Source organism: Streptomyces sp. NPDC051662 (genome assembly GCF_040681655.1).
GTDB lineage: Bacteria > Actinomycetota > Actinomycetes > Streptomycetales > Streptomycetaceae > Streptomyces.
This window is the reverse complement of record NZ_JBFAZD010000015.1, coordinates 150,098-168,722: the sequence shown is the minus strand read 5'-3', so window position 1 is coordinate 168,722 and position 18,625 is coordinate 150,098. Positions and strand designations below refer to the sequence as shown.

Sequence of the window (18,625 nt, the reverse complement as noted above, 5' to 3'; positions counted from 1 at the left end):
GTGGGCGAACCCCGGTTCAGTTGAGAACGACCACATCCGTGCGGATACGGATCGGGCTGTTCCAGGCGATATTGATCTTGACGGTCACGATTCCGGAGGCGGGGGCGATCCCCGTCACCGTGACGGGCGCGGCGCCGATGAACCGGACCCCGTTGGCGTCGACCTCGGAGGCCGTGACGATGACCGTCGAGTTCGGGTTGATGACGTTCCAGGTGATGGGGAAGTTGACCCAGCCGTTGTACGCGCCCCAGACGACCCAGCCTCGCCACAGATCGGCGATATTGCCGCCGGTGACCGCGAGTCCATCGGCCTGGGCGGCTACCTCTGCATTGGTTTCCGGTGCGTTGAGTGTGGACACAGCGGTCCCTTCTCTCAGGGTGAGCGGGCCCCGGAAGTCGACCGGATCGTCCGATCGAGAGAGCCCGTCGCTCTCAGTGTCCGGTCGACTACATGCCGCTACAACCCCTCGTAAGGGTGAACTCGCCCGACTCTCACCCACTCTGACGGACAACAACCGCGACGCGGTGATAGCGAACTTCGGCCCCGATGGACGTTGGAGGAACGCCCACCGAGGCCGGAGCCTCCACCGTACCGTTCTACTCGGTGGCGATCGCGTTCAGTACGTTCATCCGACCGGCCCGGAAGGCCGGGACCAGGGCGGCGAAGAGTCCGACGAAAGCCGAGGCCACGAAGACCGTCAGGATCGTCGGCCACGGTATCTCCAGGACGCCGAGACCCTCCAGGGCCAGCAGCTTCTGGGCCGAGGTGCCCCAGCCCATACCGAGCCCGAGTCCGAGCAGGGCACCGAAGAGGGCGATGACCACCGACTCCAGCCGGATCATGCGGCGCAGTTGGCGGCGGGAGAGCCCGATCGCCCGCAGCAGACCGATCTCACGGGTCCGCTCCACCACCGACAGCGCCAGGGTGTTCACCACTCCCAGCACCGCGACGATGATCGCGAGCGCCAGCAGGCCGTAGACGATATTGAGGAGTTGGCCTATCTGGTCCTTCAAGTCCTGCTTGAAGTCGGTCTGGTTCTGCACCGTGTACTGCGGGTAGGCCACGAGCGCGTCCTTGAGGGCGGCGTACGCCTCCTTCTCCTTGCCGTCCTCGGCCGCCGCGAACATGATCATGTTCTTGGGCATCTTGTCGGCCGGCACATAGCGCTGGGCTGTCGTGATGTTGGTGTACATCGCGCCCTTGTCGACATTCGCCTTGTCCGAGGTGATCGCCGCTACCGTCAGCTCGGCACTCTTCCCGCCCGGGAAGACGACCGACATCCGGTCACCGACCTTGACGCCGTGCTCCTTCGCGTAGGCGTCGCCCACCGACATCGCGTCCTTGCCGTACGCGGCGGACAGCTCACCCGCGACGGTCTCGCGGCGCAGATCCTGGGCGTAGGTCGGGTCGGCGGCGACGATGCCGTCGGACTCCGTCTTTCCGTCCGGGGCGGTCAGCTTGACGTCGACCCACTTGTACTCGGTGACATGCGCGATGTCCGGCGCCTTCTCCAGCGCCGCCTGCGCCTGCGGCATGATCGGCTGGCCGTTGTCGGACTGGACGATGAAGTCCGCGCCGACCGACTTGTCCAGCTCGTCGGTCGCGGAGGCGACCATCGAGGAACCGACCACCGACAGACAGGCCACCAGCGCCAGCCCGATCATCAGCGCGGCGCCCGTCGCTCCCGTACGCCGCGGATTACGCAGCGCGTTGCGCTCGGCCATCCGGCCGACCGGGCCGAACATCCGCAGCACGACCGCGCTGAGCGCCCGGACCAGACCACCGGCGAGCAGCAGACCGATCACGACGAAGCCGATCAGCGTGCAGACCACGCCCGCCCCGAGGAAGACCGAACCCTCGCCGGCCTCATCGGCCCGCGTCGATATGAGGAGCGCGGCGCCACCGGCCCCGGTGAGCACCAGACCGATGGCCGCCCTGACCCAACCGGCCCGGCCGTCGGCGGGGGTACCCGCGTCACGCAGGGCCGCCATCGGCGAGATCTTCCCGGCCCGACGGGCGGGAATGTACGCGGAGACGACGGTGACGACGACACCGAGCACCAGCCCGATCGCCGGAGTCGTCCACTTCACCGTCAGATCCTGGGTGGACAGATCCATGCCCATGGAGGACATGAGCTCCATCAGACCGACTGCCAGCCCCACCCCGGCGGCGACCCCGGCGATCGAGCCGAAGATCCCCAGCAGCACCGCCTCCAGCAGCACCGAGCGGTTGACCTGCTTACGGCTGGAGCCGAGGGCCCGCATCAGACCGATCTCGCGGGTCCGCTGCGCGACCAGCATCGAGAACGTGTTGACGATCAGGAAGATGCCGACGAGGAAGGCGATCCCGGCGAAGCCGAGCATCGCGTACTTCATCACATCGAGGAAGGAGCCGACATCCGCGCGGTTCGCGTCCGCGGCTTCCTTCTGCGTCTGGAGCTTGTACGCGCCGCCGCCGAGAGAGGCCGCCACATCCTGCTTCAGCACGCTGTTACCGACGCCCTCGGCCGCGGTGACATTGACATGGGTGAACCGGCCGGTGTCCCCGAGCAGTTCACGCTGTGCGGTCGCCGTGTCGAAGAAGATGACCGCCGCACCGGGGTTGGTGACGGTGAACGTGGCGATACCCGAGATCTTCGCCCGGAAGTCACCCGTGACCGCGATGGTGCGCAGTTCGTCACCGATCGCGAGGTGGTGCTTCTCGGCGGTGTCGGCGTCGACCATCACGTCGGTGGGCCCGCGCGGCGCGTGGCCCGAGGTGATCTCCATCGAACGGAGGTCGTTACGCGTCCAGTTGCCGGCGATCGTCGGCGCACCGCTGCTCGCGCCCACGTTCTCGTTGTCGGCGTTCACGACCGTCACGCTCATGCTGCTGACAGCGCCCTCGGCGGACTTCACTCCGTCCGCCGTCCGCACCGTCTCGACGACCGAGGCGGGCAGCGACTCGGGCTTGCCGGTCTGGGACATCTCGTCCGCGCCCTTGGCCGCCTTGGGGCTGACCGTGACATCCGAGGATGTCGCGGCGAAGAGCTTGTCGAACGTCGTGTTCATCGTGTCCGTGAACACCAGGGTGCCGCTGACGAACGCCACCGACAGCAGGACGGCGACCGCGGAGAGCGCCATCCGCCCCTTGTGCGCGAAGAAGTTGCGCATGGAGGTTCTGAACACCGTCATGACGTACGCCCCCGGGCGTCGAAGTCCTTCATGCGGTCGAGCACGGCGTCGGCCGTCGGACGGAACATCTCGTCCACGATCCGGCCGTCGGCGAGATACAGCACCCGGTCCGCGTACGACGCGGCGACCGGGTCGTGCGTGACCATCACGATCGTCTGGCCCAGCTCATCGACCGACCTGCGCAGGAAGCCCAGCACCTCGGCGCCCGCGCGCGAGTCCAGGTTCCCGGTCGGCTCGTCACCGAAGATGATCTCAGGGCGGGCGGCGAGAGCCCTGGCCACCGCGACCCGCTGCTGCTGACCCCCCGACAGCTGGGTCGGCCGGTGCGAGAGCCTGTCGGCCAGGCCCACCGTCTCCACGACCCGCCGGAGCCACGGAGCGTCCGGCTTACGGCCCGCGATGTCCATGGGCAGCGTGATGTTCTCCAGCGCGTTGAGCGTCGGCAGCAGGTTGAACGCCTGGAAGATAAAGCCGATCCGGTCCCGGCGCAGCTGGGTGAGCTTCTTGTCCTTCAGCTTCGTGATCTCGGTCTCGTCCAGAAAGATCTCGCCCGCGGTCACCGTGTCCAGACCCGCCAGGCAGTGCATCAGCGTCGACTTGCCCGAGCCGGACGGGCCCATGATCGCGGTGAACTGCCCGCGGTCGATGTCCACATCGACATGATCGAGCGCCACGACCCGGGTCTCCCCCACGCCGTACGCCTTGACGACCTGCCGCGCTCGCGCCGCGACGGCCGTACGCCCTCCAGTACCCCCGTGCCTGGGAATGGTCACAGCCGTTGTCACGGTAAGTCTCCTATTTCGCTTGACGCACCGAGTGTTCGTCGGGCGGTGTTCTGAGTCTGCTGGTTCCGGGGCCCCGGCGCGCTGGTGCACAGCGCAGTCTTCACCTGGGGTTTTCCCCACCCCTCCGCTGCGGTGAGCCCCCTTCACGAGCTCTCGCCGCAGGAGGACCACGTAGGACCAACGTAAAGAACCGGCCACCGTCCCCTCGTCCTCCGCCGGGACGAACGACCCCTGGCCGGAAGTAAGGAGGAGCCCCTAGGGGACCTCCGCCCCGGGCCCTCTCCCCCGCGCGAGGTCCGGGTGAGAGGGTGTTCCCCTGGAGATACATGCATAGGGAAGGGATCCCGTGAGCGGCGTCGGCGGAAGTACCGAGGACTCCGGACGTACGGAAGCGATACCCGAAACCCAAGCCACGGCCCCACCACCCGGGCCACCATCCGGGCCACCGCCCGGGCCACCCCCGAACCCGTCGGCCGCGCCCTCCGCGCCCTCCGCGCCCAAGCCGCCAGTGCCCTTGCCGTCCGCGGCCACCACCTCCGTACCGCCCGGCAAGGACGGCCCGGCGCGCGGTCGCGGCCCGGTCGTCGCCGCCCTGATGCTCGGCATGGCACTCGCCGCGCTCGACGGCACCATCGTCTCCACGGCCGTCCCGCAGATCGTCGGCGACCTCGGTGGATTCGCCGTCTTCTCCTGGCTGTTCTCCGGCTATCTGCTCGCCGTGACGGTCACCCTGCCCGTGTACGGAAAGCTCTCCGACACCTTCGGCCGCAAGCCCGTCCTGATCGCGGGCATCATCCTCTTCCTCATCGGCTCACTGCTCTGCGCCACCGCCTGGAACATGGCCTCACTGATCGCCTTCCGCGTCGTCCAAGGGCTCGGCGGCGGCGCGCTCCAGGGCACGGTGCAGGTCATCGCCGCCGACCTCTACCCCCTCAAGGAACGCCCCAAGATCCAGGCCAAACTGTCCACGGTCTGGGCCACCTCGTCCGTCGCCGGCCCCGCCCTCGGCGGAGTGCTCGCCGGATACGCGGACTGGCGCTGGATCTTCCTGATCAATCTGCCGGTGGGCGCGGTCGCGCTCTGGCTGGTGGTCAGATATCTGCACGAACCGAACCGGGCCATCGCCACCGCCCGGGCCACCGCCAAAGACAAAGCCGAAGCCAAAGCCCGAGACAAAGCCCAAGCCAAAGCCACCGCCAAAGGCACCGACGGCGCCGGCGCGGCCTCGGACCGGGAGCCGCGCCGCCGTGTCGACTGGGCCGGCGCCCTGGCCGTCTTCGCCACCGGCGCGCTGCTCCTCACCGCCCTCGTCCAGGGCGGCGTCGCCTGGCCCTGGATCTCCGCGCCCTCGTTCGCCTTCCTCGGCGGCAGCGCGGTCCTCGCCGCCGTCACCGTCGTCATCGAACGCCGCGCCACGGACCCGATCATCCCGGGCTGGGTCTGGCGCCGCCGTACCATCGCGGCCGTCAACCTCGCCCTCGGCGCGCTCGGCCTGCTGATGATCGCCCCGACCGTCTTCCTGCCCACGTACGCGCAGTCCGTGCTCGGACTCGGCCCGATAGCCGCCGGCTTCGTCCTCTCCGCCATGACGCTGAGCTGGCCCGTCAGCGCGGCCTTCTCCAACCGCCTCTACAACCGAATCGGGTTCCGGATGACCGCCGTCGTCGGGATCTCCCTCGCCATGCTGGTGCTGCTCGCCTTCCCGCTCCTCCCCTATCCCGGCCAGGCCTGGCAACCCGCGCTGATCATGCTGCTGCTCGGCGCCGCGCTCGGGATCTTCCAACTGCCCCTGATCATCGGGGTGCAGTCGACCGTGGGCTGGTCGGAACGGGGAACGGCCACGGCGTCCATACTGTTCTGCCGCCAGGTCGGCCAGAGCGTGGGCGCCGCCCTGTTCGGGGCGGTGGCCAACGGCGTACTGGCCGCCCGCCTCACCAACGCCCCCACCCCCGGACTCCCCGACGATCTCGACTCCGTCTCCAAAGCCCTGGAGAGCCCGGCCACGCTCACCGCCGAGGCCGCGGACTATCTGCGCCGGGCGATGGACAGCGCGGTGGAGTACGTCTACCTGGGCGCCGCGGGGGCGGCGGCCATCTCCCTGCTGGTGCTCATCTTCGTGGCCCCCCGCCGGTTCCCCGTCCTCAAGGATCCCGAATAGGTACTCCAGGACCGGAACCGGAGTGGGAACTCAAAGCTCCCGAACAGCAGCCCTCGTCACCGCTCCGCCCACATCACCACTCCGCCCTCATCACTCCTCCGCCCTCATCACTCCTCCGCCCTCGTCACCACTCCGCCCACATCACTCCTCCGTCGGCGCACGACCCGTGAGCGCCGCCAAGGTGGTCCGTACGTGCGCCATGTGCGCCCGCATCTCCTCGCACGCCGCCGCGTGCTCCCGCAGCAGCCGCTCCGTCTCGCGCACGACGCCCTCCGCGTCCGCGCGCGCCCGTGCGAGCAGTTCCTCAGCTCGCGCCGCCGCGTCCTCCTGGCCGTGCCGTGCCTGCTCGCCCGCCTCGGAGAAGGCGCGCTGTGCCGCCATCAACTGGAGCTGGGCGTACGCCATGAGCTCGTCGTGCTGGATCCGCGACGCGGCGTCCCGGTCGGCGAACTCACGCTCCGCCGCCGCCAGCTCTTCGCCCTGCTTGTGCTCCTGCTCGTCGATCACACGCTGAGTGCGCCGGCGCACCTCCTTGAGCGCGGCAAGCGATTCCGCACGGAGCGCCGTGACCTCGCGCCGTGCCTCGGCCCTCGCCGCCTCGGCCGCGCCGGTGGCGGCGCGCAGGACCTGCCCGGCGTACGCCTCCGCCTCCGCCCGTACGGCCTCGGCCCGTTGACGCGCTGCCTCACGCAGCTGATCGGCCGCCGCGCGCGCCGTGTCGATGACCGCCTGGGCCTCCTCGCGCGCCTCGGTCCGTAGCGTCTCGTCCTCCTGGTTCGCCAGGGCCAGGATCTGCTGGGCGCGGTGGCCGAGCTCCTCGTACGTCTGCGGCGGCAGCGCCGCCACCCGCTCCCGGAGCTGCCCCGCCTCGCCCTCCATCTCCTTGGCGAGGACGGTGAGCCGCGCCACGCGTTCCCAGGCGTCATCACGGTCCCGGAACAGCGCCGTGACCTCTCGCTCGACCTGCTCGGGGCGGTAGCCACGGCCACGTACGGGCGCGAAGCCATGAGCCGACAACGGTGCGGCAGCCATCCTTGAAGCCCTTCTCCGACACGACACAGAACGCCATCCGGCACAATCCTGCTGGAGCGAGCCGAAGTGCCCATACCACGACACTCCGCCCAACCACCCCGGTCAAGGATGCGGTATCAACCCCGAAAAGGTGGAAACGCGGAAAAACGGAAAAGCGGAACGGCCGGAGCGCCCACCGCGCATCGCGGCGGGCGCCCCGGCCGTCCCTGCGGCCACGCGTCGTCAGAGCGTCAGAGCGTCAGAGCGTCAGAGAAGTCCGTCCCACATCTGCTCCAGCAGCACCGACCACCAGTTCTCCGGCGACGACAGCGCCGCCGGGTCGAGCGCCGAGAGCTGCGCCTGGAAGTCGACGGTCCAACGGCCCGCCTGCTCCGGGTTGAGCCCGAACCTCAGCCGCCACATCCGGCCGAGCAGCGCCAGCGAGCGCGTGAACTCGGGCAGCCCGGTGTTCACGAACTGCGGAGGCACCGACTGCCCGCCGGGACCCGCCTCGACCGGTACGGCCATGATGTGCGCCGTGCCGTACTGGACACACAGCGCGCGGCCGAAGTCCGTGCCCATCACCAGATACGAACCGGCGTCCGGGGCCGACCGCACCTGCCGCTGCGCGGCCAGTTCGGCCAGCGTCGGCACCACCGGCTGGGCGGGCTGCGCCCAGAAGAACGGCCCGACATCGGACGGCAGCCCCGCCCACACCAGCGTGCGCGCCACGATCTCCGGCACACCCTGACGGGACACCGCCCGCTGGTCGAACCGGCAGATGCCCTGTGGACCGAACGCGGCCACGAGCTCCTGCGCGACCCCCTCGGGAGGGATCGGCGGCGCGGGCGGCATCTGCGGCAGCGGCGCACGCACCGGCGCGGGCCGGGCGGGACCGTCCGCGACCTGGTGCAACTCGCCCTGGTGGGTGAGCAGATGCTGCATGCCCTGCTGCCTGCTGGCATGGTCCTGGCCGTACGGGGCGACGCTGGTGATCCGTACCTGCGGCCAGGTCTCCCTGATCATCCGCGCACAGTAGCCGCCGGGCAGCTCGCACGACTCCAGCTCCGTGTGCAGTTCGAGCACCTGCTGCGGCGGCACGTTCATGGCGCGCAGTTCGTGCAGGAACTGCCACTCCGGGTGCGGGGTACCGGGCGCGGAGCGGCGGATGAGCTGGGCCTCGGAACCGTCGGGCGCGCGGTAGCGCAGCACGGCCTGGTAGCCGGGGCCGACGGTCGGCGGACCGGCCGGCTGCTGCGGATACCCGTACGCCGGGGGCTGAGGATGCTGGGCCGACGGCGGTACGGGACCACCGGGGCCGCCGGGACCACCGGGACCGCCGGGGCCCGTGGGCGCGTGACCACCGGGTACGGGGCCCCCTGGCGGCATGCCGGGAGGCATGCCCGGCGGACCCGGAGGCACACTCGGCGGACCGGGAGGCACGCCCGGCGGACCGGGCGGGTTGGGCGGCTGCGGAGCACCCGGTGGCCGTGGTGGCCCGGGCGGCCGGGCGGCCTGGTCCGGGTCCGCGAACATCGTCGCGGCGTGGTGCACCCCGCCCGGAGGCGTACCCGGAACCCCGGGCGGACCGGGAGGCTGCGGAGTACCGGGCGCACCGGGCGCACCAGGGGCACCAGGAGGTCCGGGAGGTCCCGGAGGTCCGGGCGGACGCGGTGCGTTGGAGCCGGCGCCGCCCAGGCTCGGGGCCTGTTGCGTCGGCAGATAGCCACCCGCCGGGACACCGGGCGTGCCGGGACCCGACGGCGGCGGAGTCGCACCCGGCGGACGCGCGCCGGGAACACCGGGCGCGCCCGGCGGCGGCGGAGTCGTCGCACCACCACCGCGGGTACCACGCGGCGGTACGGCCGCCTTGCTGGTCGCCGCGTCGGCGATATCGCCGGCCCTCGCTCCCGTCCCGGCCCCGGAGCCGGGCCCGCCCACGGCCCCGGCCGCCGGTCCCGCGCCGGAACCAGATACGGCGGATCCCCCGGGCACCGGCCCCGGCCCCGGCCCTTGCCCCTGTCCCGGCCCCTGTCCCGCCGGTTCGCGAGCGAGCGTCGTGCGCGGCAACTGGCTGCCACCCGACATCAGCGCGGTCGGCGCCTCGGTAGCCACGACCGGTGGCGGCGTGTCCTCGTCGTCCGCCCCCGAGAGCGGGGGCGCGAAGACCGTCGCGGGCAGCGGTACGGACCCGTCCTCCGGCATGGCGGACACACCGTTGGTGTCGGTCCCCGCCCAGGGCGTGGCTCCGGTCGGCGCACCCGGCGTCGCGGCGGGCACCCCGTCGTTGGAGGTGGGCTCGTACGCACCGGACCAGGCGGAGCTGCCCTGCGAGACGTTGCCGCCGCCGAGCGACCCGCCCGTACCCGAACCGGCCGCACCCGAACCGCCCGTACCCGAACCACCCGGAGCAGGCGACGGGGAAGGCGAAGACGAAGGGGAAGCGGAAGGCGAGGACGAAGCGGAAGACGAAGGCTCCGGCGTCCGCCGGTCCGGAATCCCGAGCTTGTCCGCCGCGTCCTGGAGCCATTCCGGCGGGGTCAACAGGAACGACGTCTGGTTCAGATCGATACGCTGCGGCGCCTCCGGAGCGGTCGGCGCCGTCTCCGGCATCCCGTACTCCTCCTCGTACCGGCGGATCACCTCCCCCACCGGCAGCCCCGGCCACAGCGTCGCCTCACCACTGTCCCTGGCGATCACCAGCCGCTGCCGGCCACCGTCCGACCTCGGACCGCCCTCACGGTCCTCCGCCCACACCACGAAGCCCAGCTCGAACTCCCGCACCCGCACCTCACGGTGCTGATAACCGGGCAGATCGGCGTTGACCCACTCTTCCGCGCGCTCCTGCGCCTGCGCGAAGGTCACCATCGCGCTCACCCCTCCACCGGGACGGCGCGCGCGAAGCCGCCGTCCACCATCAGGTTCGCCACGGTCTCCAGCTCCGGCGGATTGCCCGCCAGGCGCAGCATGAAGGCGTCGAAGTCGTCACCGCAGGGGAGCAACAGCCGCTCCACCCGCTCCCCCACGCTCCAGCCGTCCTGGTCCCTGGCGTCGTCGTACGCGCAGAACCAGACAGAACCGACCCGGTCACCCTTGACCTTGACCGCCAGAATGCCGCCCTGGACGAAACCGACGGCCAGATAGTCCTTGGTCAGATGGTCCCGCAGACACTTGTTGGCGTACACCAGGTCATTGACAGCGGCCACATCCCGCACGGTGAAGAACGGCTGGTCCACCAGCAGCCCCAGCTCCGCGTCGAGCGCCGCGCCCACCGGCGCGCAGCCGCCCGCCGCCTTCAGGAACGAGCGGTACGCGCCGGGAAGCCGGTAACCGAGGTCCTCCTCCACCCCCAGCAACTGCTGCTCGCTGACCGGCAACGTGCCCTTCGGAAGCCCGAAATGGGCCGGCCGGGTCTCCTGGAGAGGACGCGTCCCCCGCTTGCCGTGATCCACCCGTGTCGTCGCCAGACCACCGTGATGACGCAGCAGCGCCTTCACCTCCACCGGCACCAGCACCATCCGGCGCGAGGCCCGCAGATGGTGCCACGTCCAGCCGTGCGGTGTGGCCACCGACGGGACGGTGTCCCACAGTTCATGCCCCGCGGCGGCCAGCGCGGCATTGGCCGACACATAGTCCGTGAGCCGCAGCTCGTCCACGCCGAACCCCGCCGGGGGCTCGGCTATCTCCGCGGCGGCACGCGCGTACGGCGAGAAGTCCGGATAGCCGTCGTCATCCACCCGTACACCTCTGGGGTGACGGGAGGCCCGGACCGGATCCGGGAAATGCACGACCTGCCCGGCGTAGGCCGCGTTCGGTGGCGCGGCTTGCTGCCCGAGCCGACCTGTCGTCATGGCGGTTGCCCCCTGCTGCGCTTCCGGCTGGTTCCACAGCCCTGGTTGCAGGACAGCCTATGCGGTGGTGCAAGAGGGGATCCGACGCTCCTCCCCCGGCCGTATCCCCCGTCCCGGGGCCCTGTCCGAGCCTTCTGTCGCCTTCCCCCGCCCTGCCCCCCCCGGCCTTCCCCCGCACCTTCCCCCGCGCCTTCCCGCCCTCATCCCGCCCTTGTCCCTTACGCGCCCGCACCCTGGTCGCCGTCCTTCTCCGCTACGCCGATCGGGCGTACTCCGACAGGCAGGTCCGACCCCGTGACGGGCGGTCACGCAGGCGTGACCCAGCGCCGACGCCACGCCACGATCCACGCCCCAGCTTCCCGACAGCCCGCCGCATTTGGCAGGCTGTGCAGGCAAACAGGGGCGTGACAGCAGGAATACGGGGGCATGAACGAGCGGCTGCCCGGCCGCCGGCACCGGGAGGGGACAGCACATGCACACCGCACCAACCGACGCGTCCGGGGACCCACGCCTCAGCTGGAGCAGCGCCGAACCACACCGTCCACCGGTGCTCCACCGGCGCAGGGACGGCATCCTGCCCGCCGTCGCCGCCGCGCTCTCCGTCCGCGGCCAGACCCTCACCTGCACCGCCGGCAAGGCCGACCAGCCACCCGTACTCCACCCCCTCGTACAGGACTTCCTCGACACCCTCACCAGCGGTCAGCGCGAACGGTTCACCGGCCGCTGCCCCGAGGCGATCCTGCTCTCCCGCCAGTTGACCGCCGCCGAGGCCGGACGCTCCAAACGGGCCAGACGAAAACCCTTGTCCCACAGCGAGGCCCGCCGCTCCCTCAAACACGCCAAGCTGACCGCCCGCCGCATCCGCGAGGACGGCGACCCGCTGCACGGCAGCTACGCCCCGCCCTGCCGCTCCTGCGCGCCACTCCTCGCCCACTTCGGCGTACGGCCCGTCGACCCCACCGAGAACGGCTGAGCATGCGCGACCCGCACACCACCCGCTTCCCCGCCCCCGTCGACGCCGCGCTGCGCGAGGCCGGCTGGCAGCCGGGACGCTGGGACATACGGCAGGCCGAGGAGTGGGCCGACGCGCTGCGCGCGCACACCACACCCGCCGGCCACCGGCACGCCGTCTTCCCCGCCGCCGTCGAGGCCTGGGCGGAGTTCGGCGGACTGCGCGTCATCGCCCCCGGTCCCGGCCGGCAGATCGCCCCGGCCGTCGTACGGATCGACCCGCTGGCGGGCATCCACCTCGCCCGTACGCTCGCCGACCTCGGCCGCTCCCTGGACACGGAGATCAGCCCGCTCGGCGAAGAGGGCGACGGACAGGCCACCCTCGCGATCGACAGCACGGGCCGCGTCTTCAGCATCGACCACACCGGGGACTGGTACCTGGGCCCGGACCTCGACCGGGCGCTCGGCACCCTGCTCACGGGCCTGGAACCGGCCCGCCTCACCTCCGGCTGAGCGCCGAGGCCGAGACACGCCTCACATCCGGACGGGACGGCCTCGGGCGACCGGGCGACGCCCCGGCGACCAGGAGGCCAGGCGAGCAGGCGACCCGGCGACCAAGCGGCCGGGCGGCCAGGCGAGAAGGCGACGGAACGGCGTCAGGCGACCCGGCGATGCGGCAGCACCGCCGACACCCGAAAGCCCCCCGCGTCCGTCTCACCCGAGACGAACACCCCGCCCAGCGCGGTCACCCGCTCCCGCATCCCCACCAGACCATTGCCGCCGCTCGGCAGCCGAACATCCTGCGCACCACCGTCCGAAGGCCCGTTCTCCACCTGCATCGCGACCTCCTCGTCACGGTGCGCCAGCCGGACCATCACCTTCGCGCCCGCCGCGTGCTTCAGCACATTCGTCAGCGCCTCCTGCACCACGCGGTACGCCGTCTGCTCCACCTCGGGCGCGTACGAACGGGACTCACCCTGCACCGACAGCTCGACGACCATCCCCGTGTCCCGGGACTCCCCGACCAGCGCCTCGATGTCCCCCATACCCGGACCGTCGTCGGCAGCGGCAGCCGCGGCGGCAGCGGCAGCCGCGCCCACGGCAGCCAGCGGCACCGCCGCCGGAGCGTTCGCCGACACCGCGTCCGACGCCTGGCGCGCCGCCACCTTCTCCCCGGCCCGCAGCACCCCGAGCATCTCCCGCAGCTCCGTGAGCGCCTGCCGTCCCATGTCACCCACCAGCGCCGCGTTCTTCACCGCCTTCGGCGGATCCTTCAACGCGACCGCCTGGAGCGCCGCCGCGTGCACCACCATCAGGCTCACCCGGTGCGCCACGACGTCATGCATCTCACGGGCGATCCGCGTCCGCTCCTCCGTACGCGCCCACTCCGCGCGCTGCTCGGCCCGGTCGGCCAGCAGCGACAGCTCCTGCTCCAGACTGTCCGCCCGCTCACGCAGGCTCTCCATCAGCCGCCGCCGCGCCCCGACGTAGAGCCCGAACAGCACCGGCGGCGCCGTCAGCCCCAGCGACATCAGGACCGCGACCAGGGGCACGTACCACCCGGCCGCGTCGAACCCCGAGACGGACACGTTCTGTCTCATCCGTACGTACGTGACGATCAGGCTGCCGACGAGCGACATGCCGGTCAGCGCGCCGAGGATCCGGCGCGGGGCCTCCGAGGCGGCGAGCGTGTACAGCCCGACCACGCCCATCAGATAACCCATCTCCGCCGGAATGATCGCGATCGAGACGAGCACCACGGCGAACGGCCACCGCCGCCGCACCAGCAGTGCCGCACCGGCCAGCAGCCCGAAGACCACCCCCACCGGCCCGGGCAGCCCGGCCACGTCCGCGAATCTGCTCCCCTCAAGCCCGCACTCCAGAGCCGACACCAGCGCCAGCCCCACGTCCAGCACGGCGCTGCGCCGCCGTCCCCACCACCACCAGCCGCGGGCGTTCGCTCCCGCGGCGTCCTGGTGTGCCCCCGTTGTGGTCATGTCTCCCACCCTACGGGCGCGCGCACCTCAATTTCCGGCGACCGTGGCAGCACGGACCACGACGGGACACGCGGGGAACGTACGTCGATCACTCGAACTGTTGAATCGCCCACGCATTCGAGCCGGACGTCCGCATTCCGGACGACGATTTCCGTATGGCAAGCCTTCACAGCAAATACGCGGACTTCGAAAGACTCCGGGAGCAGGCGATCGCGCTGCGCCGGGAGGGTCTGAGTCTGCGCCAGATCCGGGACCGCCTGAAGATCCACAACAACGACATCCTCGGCCGCCTCGTCCAGGGAGAACCGCCCCCGGAGTGGACGAAACGCCCGAACGCGAAGGACGACCTCCGCGAGCAGGCACGCGAGCTGCGCCTGAAGGGGCTCACGTACGACCAGATCCAGGTCGAGTTGGGCTGTTCGAAGAGTTCGATCTCACTGTGGGTACGGGACCTACCGAAACCCGAACGGCGCGAGCCGGCGGAGCAGGCGAAGCTGGCGGCGCGGAAGCGGTGGGACCACGAGCTGGCGGTACGGGACGAGCAGCGCGAGAAGACGAAGGCCGCGGCGGCGGCCGAGATCGGGGCGATGTCCGACCGCGAACTGTTCCTGCTCGGCGTCGGCCTCTACTGGGCCGAGGGAACCAAGGACAAACCATATGACCGCCGCGAGACCGTCATCTTCGTCAACAGCGACGTCGGCATGATCCAGGTGTACCTCGCCTGGCTCGACCTGCTCGGAGTGCGGCGCGACCGTGTGCGCTACCGCGTGATGATCCATGAGTCCGCCGACGCGGAAGCCGCGGAGCAGTACTGGGCCGATCAGGTCCGCGCCGATGTGTCCACTTTCCAGAAGACGACCCTGAAGAAGCACAACCCGAAGACGGTACGGAAGAATGTCGGCGAGACATACAGGGGCTGCCTGGTCGTCCGTGTCGCCCAAGGCGCCGAGCTTTACCGTCGCATCGAGGGCTGGTGGTACGGCATAGTAGGAGCGGCCACTCTCACCGAATAGCCGAATGTCCGGTTCGCAGTGGCCTGCCGTCCCCCATGGTGTAATCGGCAGCACTGCGCACTTTGACTGCGCCTGTTCAGGTTCGAGTCCTGATGGGGGAGCTGCGCCCTTCGGGTCCTGACCTCGCCGGTCGGGACCCGTCCTCGTTTCCGTCACGAAACCCACCGGTATCCTGCGGTTGTCCATCACCCGAAGCCGAAGGGCATTCCCGTGAGCGCCAACCGTCCCCAAGTTCTCGGCTCCGCTCGAACAGGGGAAACCCCACTGGCCGCCGCCGTCGTCGTCCTCGCAGCGGGTGAGGGAACCCGCATGAAGTCGAAGATCCCCAAGGTTCTGCACGAGATCTGCGGGCGCTCGCTCGTCGGGCATGTCGTGTCCGCCGCCCGTGAGCTGAACCCCGAGCAGCTTGTGGTGGTCGTCGGACACGCCCGTGAGCTGGTCGAGGGGCATCTCTCCGCCGAGTACGCCGGCGTCCGTACCGCCTACCAGGCTGAGCAGCACGGCACCGGGCATGCCGTGCGGATCGCTCTCCAGGAGCTGGGGGCCACGCCGCACGGGACCGTGATCGTCGCCTGTGGCGACACCCCGCTGCTCTCCGGCGAGACCCTCAACGCGCTGGCCGCGACGCATGCCGCCGACGGCAACGCGGTGACGGTGCTGACCGCCGAGGTCCCCGATTCGACGGGGTACGGGCGGATCGTCAGGGACGGGGCGAGCGGCGCGGTCACGGCGATCGTGGAGCACAAGGACGCCACCGACACGCAGCGCGCGATCCGTGAGATCAACTCGGGTGTCTTCGCGTTCGACGGGCCGTTGCTGGCGGACGCGCTGGGCAAGGTGCGTACGGACAACAGCCAGGGTGAGGAGTATCTCACCGACGTGCTCGGCATCCTGCGGGAGGCGGGGCACCGCGTCGGGGCCTCGGTCGCCGTCGATCACCGCGAGATCCTGGGCATCAACAACCGCGTGCAGCTGGCCGAGGCGCGCCGGCTGCTGAATGAGCGGCTGCTGGAGCGGGCGATGCTGGCGGGGGTGACGGTGGTGGATCCGGCGTCGGTCCTCGTGGATGTGTCGGTCACGTTCGAGCAGGACGCGGTGGTGCATCCCGGTACGCAGCTGCTGGGCGCCACGCATCTGGGCGAGGGTGCCGAGGTGGGGCCGAATTCACGGCTGAGGGACACGGCGGTGGGCGCGGGCGCGCGGGTGGACAACACGGTGGCGGACGGCGCGGAGATCGGCGAGGCCGCTTCTGTGGGGCCGTACGCGTATCTGCGGCCGGGTACGCGGCTGGGTGTGAAGGCGAAGGCGGGTACGTACGTCGAGATGAAGAACGCGACGATCGGTGAGGGTACGAAGGTGCCGCATCTGTCGTATGTCGGGGATGCGACGATCGGTGAGTACACGAACATCGGCGCCGCGAGCGTGTTCGTGAACTACGACGGTGAGGCGAAGCATCACACGACGGTCGGCTCACATTGCAAGACGGGCTCGGACAACATGTTTGTGGCGCCCGTCACGGTGGGGGACGGCGCGTACACGGCGGCCGGGTCGGTCATCACGAAGGACGTACCGCCCGGTTCGTTGGCCGTGGCCCGGGGCCAGCAAAGGAATATCGAGGGCTGGGTGGCCAGGAAGCGGCCGGGAAGTGCCTCCGCGCAGGCGGCTCAGGCGGCCGGGACCACCTCGGTCGGCGGCGAGAACGAAAGCTGACCGGAAAGAGACGCGCCGATCACGGCGTACCGTGATAACTGCACGATTCGGCTGGCTCGCAGGGACGCGCGGGTGCAGCGGCCATCAACACGTCTGAGGAGACAGTGCTGTGACCGGGATCAAGACGACCGGCGAGAAGAAGTTGATGCTCTTCTCCGGCCGCGCCCACCCCGAGCTGGCCGAGGAGGTCGCGCAACAGCTGGGTGTCGGGATTGTGCCGACCAAGGCATTCGATTTCGCCAACGGTGAGATCTATGTGCGTTATCAGGAGTCGGCCCGTGGCGCGGACTGTTTCCTGATCCAGAGCCATACCGCTCCGATCAATAAGTGGATCATGGAACAGCTGATCATGATCGATGCGCTGAAGCGGGCCTCGGCCCGGAGCATCACCGTGATCGTGCCGTTCTACGGCTACGCCAGGCAGGACAAGAAGCACCGTGGCCGGGAGCCGATCTCGGCCCGGCTGGTCGCTGATCTGATGAAGACCGCGGGGGCCGACCGGATCCTGACGGTCGATCTGCACACGGACCAGATCCAGGGCTTCTTCGACGGTCCGGTGGACCATCTCTTCGCGCTGCCGGTGCTGGCGGACTATGTGGCCGGGAAGGTGGACCGGTCGAAGCTGACGGTGGTCTCGCCCGACGCGGGCCGGGTGCGGGTCGCGGACCGCTGGTGCGACCGGCTGGGGGCGCCGCTGGCGATCGTGCACAAGCGCCGTGACAAGGACGTCGCCAACCAGGTGACCGTCCACGAGGTCGTCGGAAATGTGAACGGCCGGGTCTGTGTCCTGGTGGACGACATGATCGACACCGGTGGCACGATCTGCGCGGCGGCGGACGCGCTCTTCGCGCATGGCGCCGAGGACGTGATAGTGACGGCCACGCACGGTGTGCTGTCGGGTCCGGCCGCCGACCGGCTGAAGAACTCGAAGGTCAGTGAGTTCGTCTTCACGAATTCGCTGCCCGACCCGGGCAATCTCGATCTCGACAAAATCACGGTCCTGTCGATCGCGCCGACGATCGCCCGCGCGGTGCGTGAGGTGTTCGAGGACGGTTCGGTGACCAGCCTCTTCGAGGAGCAGGCTTAACCCCGGGCTTCGGACCCCGGGGCTCCGGACCCCGGGGCTCCGGACTTCGGGGCTCCGGACTTCGGGGCTCCGCGCCCCGGCCCGGGCCCGGAAGATCGATTTCTGAGGCGGCCTCCCCGCCGGGTAGACTCACTGAGTTGCTCGGCGAGGGAGGCCGCACTCATGTGCGGCGGTCCGTTATCGACGCGCTCTTCGTAGCAGGCCTGTCGTGGCCGGGTGACGGCCGATTTCCTGTCATCTACGAGGAGTGCCGTCATGGCTGAAGTGAAGATCAGCGCCGAAGTCCGTTCCGAGTTCGGCAAGGGCGCCGCCCGCCGTACCCGTCGTGCCGACAAGGTTCCCGCCGTCATCTACGGCCACGGTGCCGACACCGTCCACGTGACCCTGCCGGGCCACGACCTGATGATGGCGCTGAAGACGGCGAACGCGCTGATCTCCCTGGACATCGAGGGCCGCAAGGAACTGGTCATCCCGAAGGCCGTCCAGCGCAACGCGCTCAAGGGTCACATCGAGCACGTCGACCTGCTCGCGGTGAAGCGCGGCGAGAAGGTCACCGTCGAGGTCGCGGTGCACACCGAGGGCGAGCTGGCCCCGGGCGCCAACCTGCTGGAGAACGTGCTGAACACCCTGACCGTCGAGGCCGAGGCCACCCACATTCCGGAGTCCGTCACGGTCTCCGTCGCGGGTCTGGACGCCGGTGACTCGATCGTCGCCAAGAACGTCCCGCTGCCGTCCGGCACCACGCTGGTCACGGACGAGGACGCGGTCGTCATCCAGGTCCTGGCCGCGCAGGCCGAGGAGCCCGCCGCCGATGAGGCCGAGGCGGCCGAGGGCGCCGAGGGCTGATCCGTACGCTGTGCCCCACGGGGTGGCGGGCCTCGGCCCGCCA

14 protein-coding genes and 1 tRNA gene are annotated in these 18,625 nt (G+C 70.4%); 8 read left to right on the top strand and 7 right to left on the bottom strand.

What is annotated here, in order from left to right; all coding sequences use genetic code 11:
- Positions 1-16: 16 nt before the first annotated feature.
- The 3 genes from AB0M67_RS24965 to AB0M67_RS24955 all read right to left on the bottom strand — a co-directional run bounded on the left by AB0M67_RS24965 (position 17) and on the right by AB0M67_RS24955 (position 3,958).
- Positions 17-358 carry a hypothetical protein gene (locus AB0M67_RS24965; protein WP_365748823.1) on the bottom strand — a complete coding sequence of 114 codons (342 nt, stop codon included), beginning with the start codon at positions 356-358 and terminating at the stop codon, positions 17-19.
- A gap of 238 nt (positions 359-596) precedes the next feature.
- Positions 597-3,173 carry an FtsX-like permease family protein gene (locus tag AB0M67_RS24960; RefSeq protein WP_365748821.1) on the bottom strand — a complete coding sequence of 859 codons (2,577 nt, stop codon included), beginning with the start codon at positions 3,171-3,173 and terminating at the stop codon, positions 597-599.
- Positions 3,170-3,958 (bottom strand): ABC transporter ATP-binding protein, encoded by a 789-nt coding sequence (locus AB0M67_RS24955; RefSeq protein ID WP_249952640.1) that lies wholly within the window; start codon positions 3,956-3,958, stop codon positions 3,170-3,172. The genes AB0M67_RS24960 and AB0M67_RS24955 overlap by 4 nt, the downstream gene beginning before the upstream one ends.
- Positions 3,959-4,553: 595 nt before the next feature.
- Here AB0M67_RS24955 and AB0M67_RS24950 point away from each other — a divergent pair.
- A complete protein-coding gene (locus AB0M67_RS24950; protein WP_365748916.1) occupies positions 4,554-6,116 on the top strand; it encodes an MFS transporter in 1,563 nt (520 codons plus the stop codon).
- A 141-nt stretch (positions 6,117-6,257) separates the two neighbouring features.
- Here AB0M67_RS24950 and AB0M67_RS24945 read toward each other — a convergent pair whose 3' ends face one another.
- From AB0M67_RS24945 to AB0M67_RS24935, 3 genes are all read right to left on the bottom strand, one after another.
- Positions 6,258-7,148, bottom strand: coding sequence for a cellulose-binding protein (locus AB0M67_RS24945; protein ID WP_365748819.1), 891 nt, complete (start codon positions 7,146-7,148; stop codon positions 6,258-6,260).
- Positions 7,149-7,394: 246 nt separating this feature from the next.
- A complete protein-coding gene (locus AB0M67_RS24940; protein WP_365748818.1) occupies positions 7,395-9,995 on the bottom strand; it encodes an SUKH-4 family immunity protein in 2,601 nt (866 codons plus the stop codon).
- Between the two features lie 5 nt (positions 9,996-10,000).
- Positions 10,001-10,978, bottom strand: a complete 978-nt coding sequence (locus AB0M67_RS24935) for an SMI1/KNR4 family protein (protein ID WP_365748816.1) — start codon at positions 10,976-10,978, stop codon at positions 10,001-10,003.
- Positions 10,979-11,450: 472 nt separating this feature from the next.
- Here AB0M67_RS24935 and AB0M67_RS24930 point away from each other — a divergent pair, with 472 nt between their 5' ends.
- Together AB0M67_RS24930 and AB0M67_RS24925 are read left to right on the top strand one after the other, a co-directional pair.
- Positions 11,451-11,951, top strand: a complete 501-nt coding sequence (locus tag AB0M67_RS24930; RefSeq protein ID WP_365748814.1) for a YwqJ-related putative deaminase — start codon at positions 11,451-11,453, stop codon at positions 11,949-11,951.
- Between the two features lie 2 nt (positions 11,952-11,953).
- The gene (locus tag AB0M67_RS24925) at positions 11,954-12,442 is read left to right on the top strand and encodes an SUKH-3 domain-containing protein (RefSeq protein WP_365748812.1); all 489 of its coding nucleotides are present in this window, start codon (positions 11,954-11,956) and stop codon (positions 12,440-12,442) included.
- A gap of 143 nt (positions 12,443-12,585) precedes the next feature.
- On the opposite strand, the gene AB0M67_RS24920 is transcribed toward AB0M67_RS24925, so the two are convergent.
- Positions 12,586-13,926: a histidine kinase gene (locus AB0M67_RS24920; protein ID WP_365748810.1), complete on the bottom strand. Its 1,341-nt coding sequence runs from the start codon at positions 13,924-13,926 to the stop codon at positions 12,586-12,588.
- Between the two features lie 155 nt (positions 13,927-14,081).
- Here AB0M67_RS24920 and AB0M67_RS24915 point away from each other — a divergent pair, with 155 nt between their 5' ends.
- The 5 genes from AB0M67_RS24915 to AB0M67_RS24895 all read left to right on the top strand — a co-directional run bounded on the left by AB0M67_RS24915 (position 14,082) and on the right by AB0M67_RS24895 (position 18,582).
- Positions 14,082-14,939: a hypothetical protein gene (locus tag AB0M67_RS24915; protein WP_365748808.1), complete on the top strand. Its 858-nt coding sequence runs from the start codon at positions 14,082-14,084 to the stop codon at positions 14,937-14,939.
- Positions 14,940-14,968: 29 nt separating this feature from the next.
- Positions 14,969-15,040, top strand: a tRNA-Gln gene (locus AB0M67_RS24910).
- Between the two features lie 163 nt (positions 15,041-15,203).
- The gene (glmU, locus tag AB0M67_RS24905; protein ID WP_365748914.1) at positions 15,204-16,649 is read left to right on the top strand and encodes a bifunctional UDP-N-acetylglucosamine diphosphorylase/glucosamine-1-phosphate N-acetyltransferase GlmU; all 1,446 of its coding nucleotides are present in this window, start codon (positions 15,204-15,206) and stop codon (positions 16,647-16,649) included.
- A gap of 109 nt (positions 16,650-16,758) precedes the next feature.
- Positions 16,759-17,736, top strand: a complete 978-nt coding sequence (locus AB0M67_RS24900) for a ribose-phosphate diphosphokinase (RefSeq protein ID WP_249952647.1) — start codon at positions 16,759-16,761, stop codon at positions 17,734-17,736.
- A 255-nt stretch (positions 17,737-17,991) separates the two neighbouring features.
- A complete protein-coding gene (locus AB0M67_RS24895; protein WP_365748807.1) occupies positions 17,992-18,582 on the top strand; it encodes a 50S ribosomal protein L25/general stress protein Ctc in 591 nt (196 codons plus the stop codon).
- Positions 18,583-18,625: the final 43 nt, after the last annotated feature.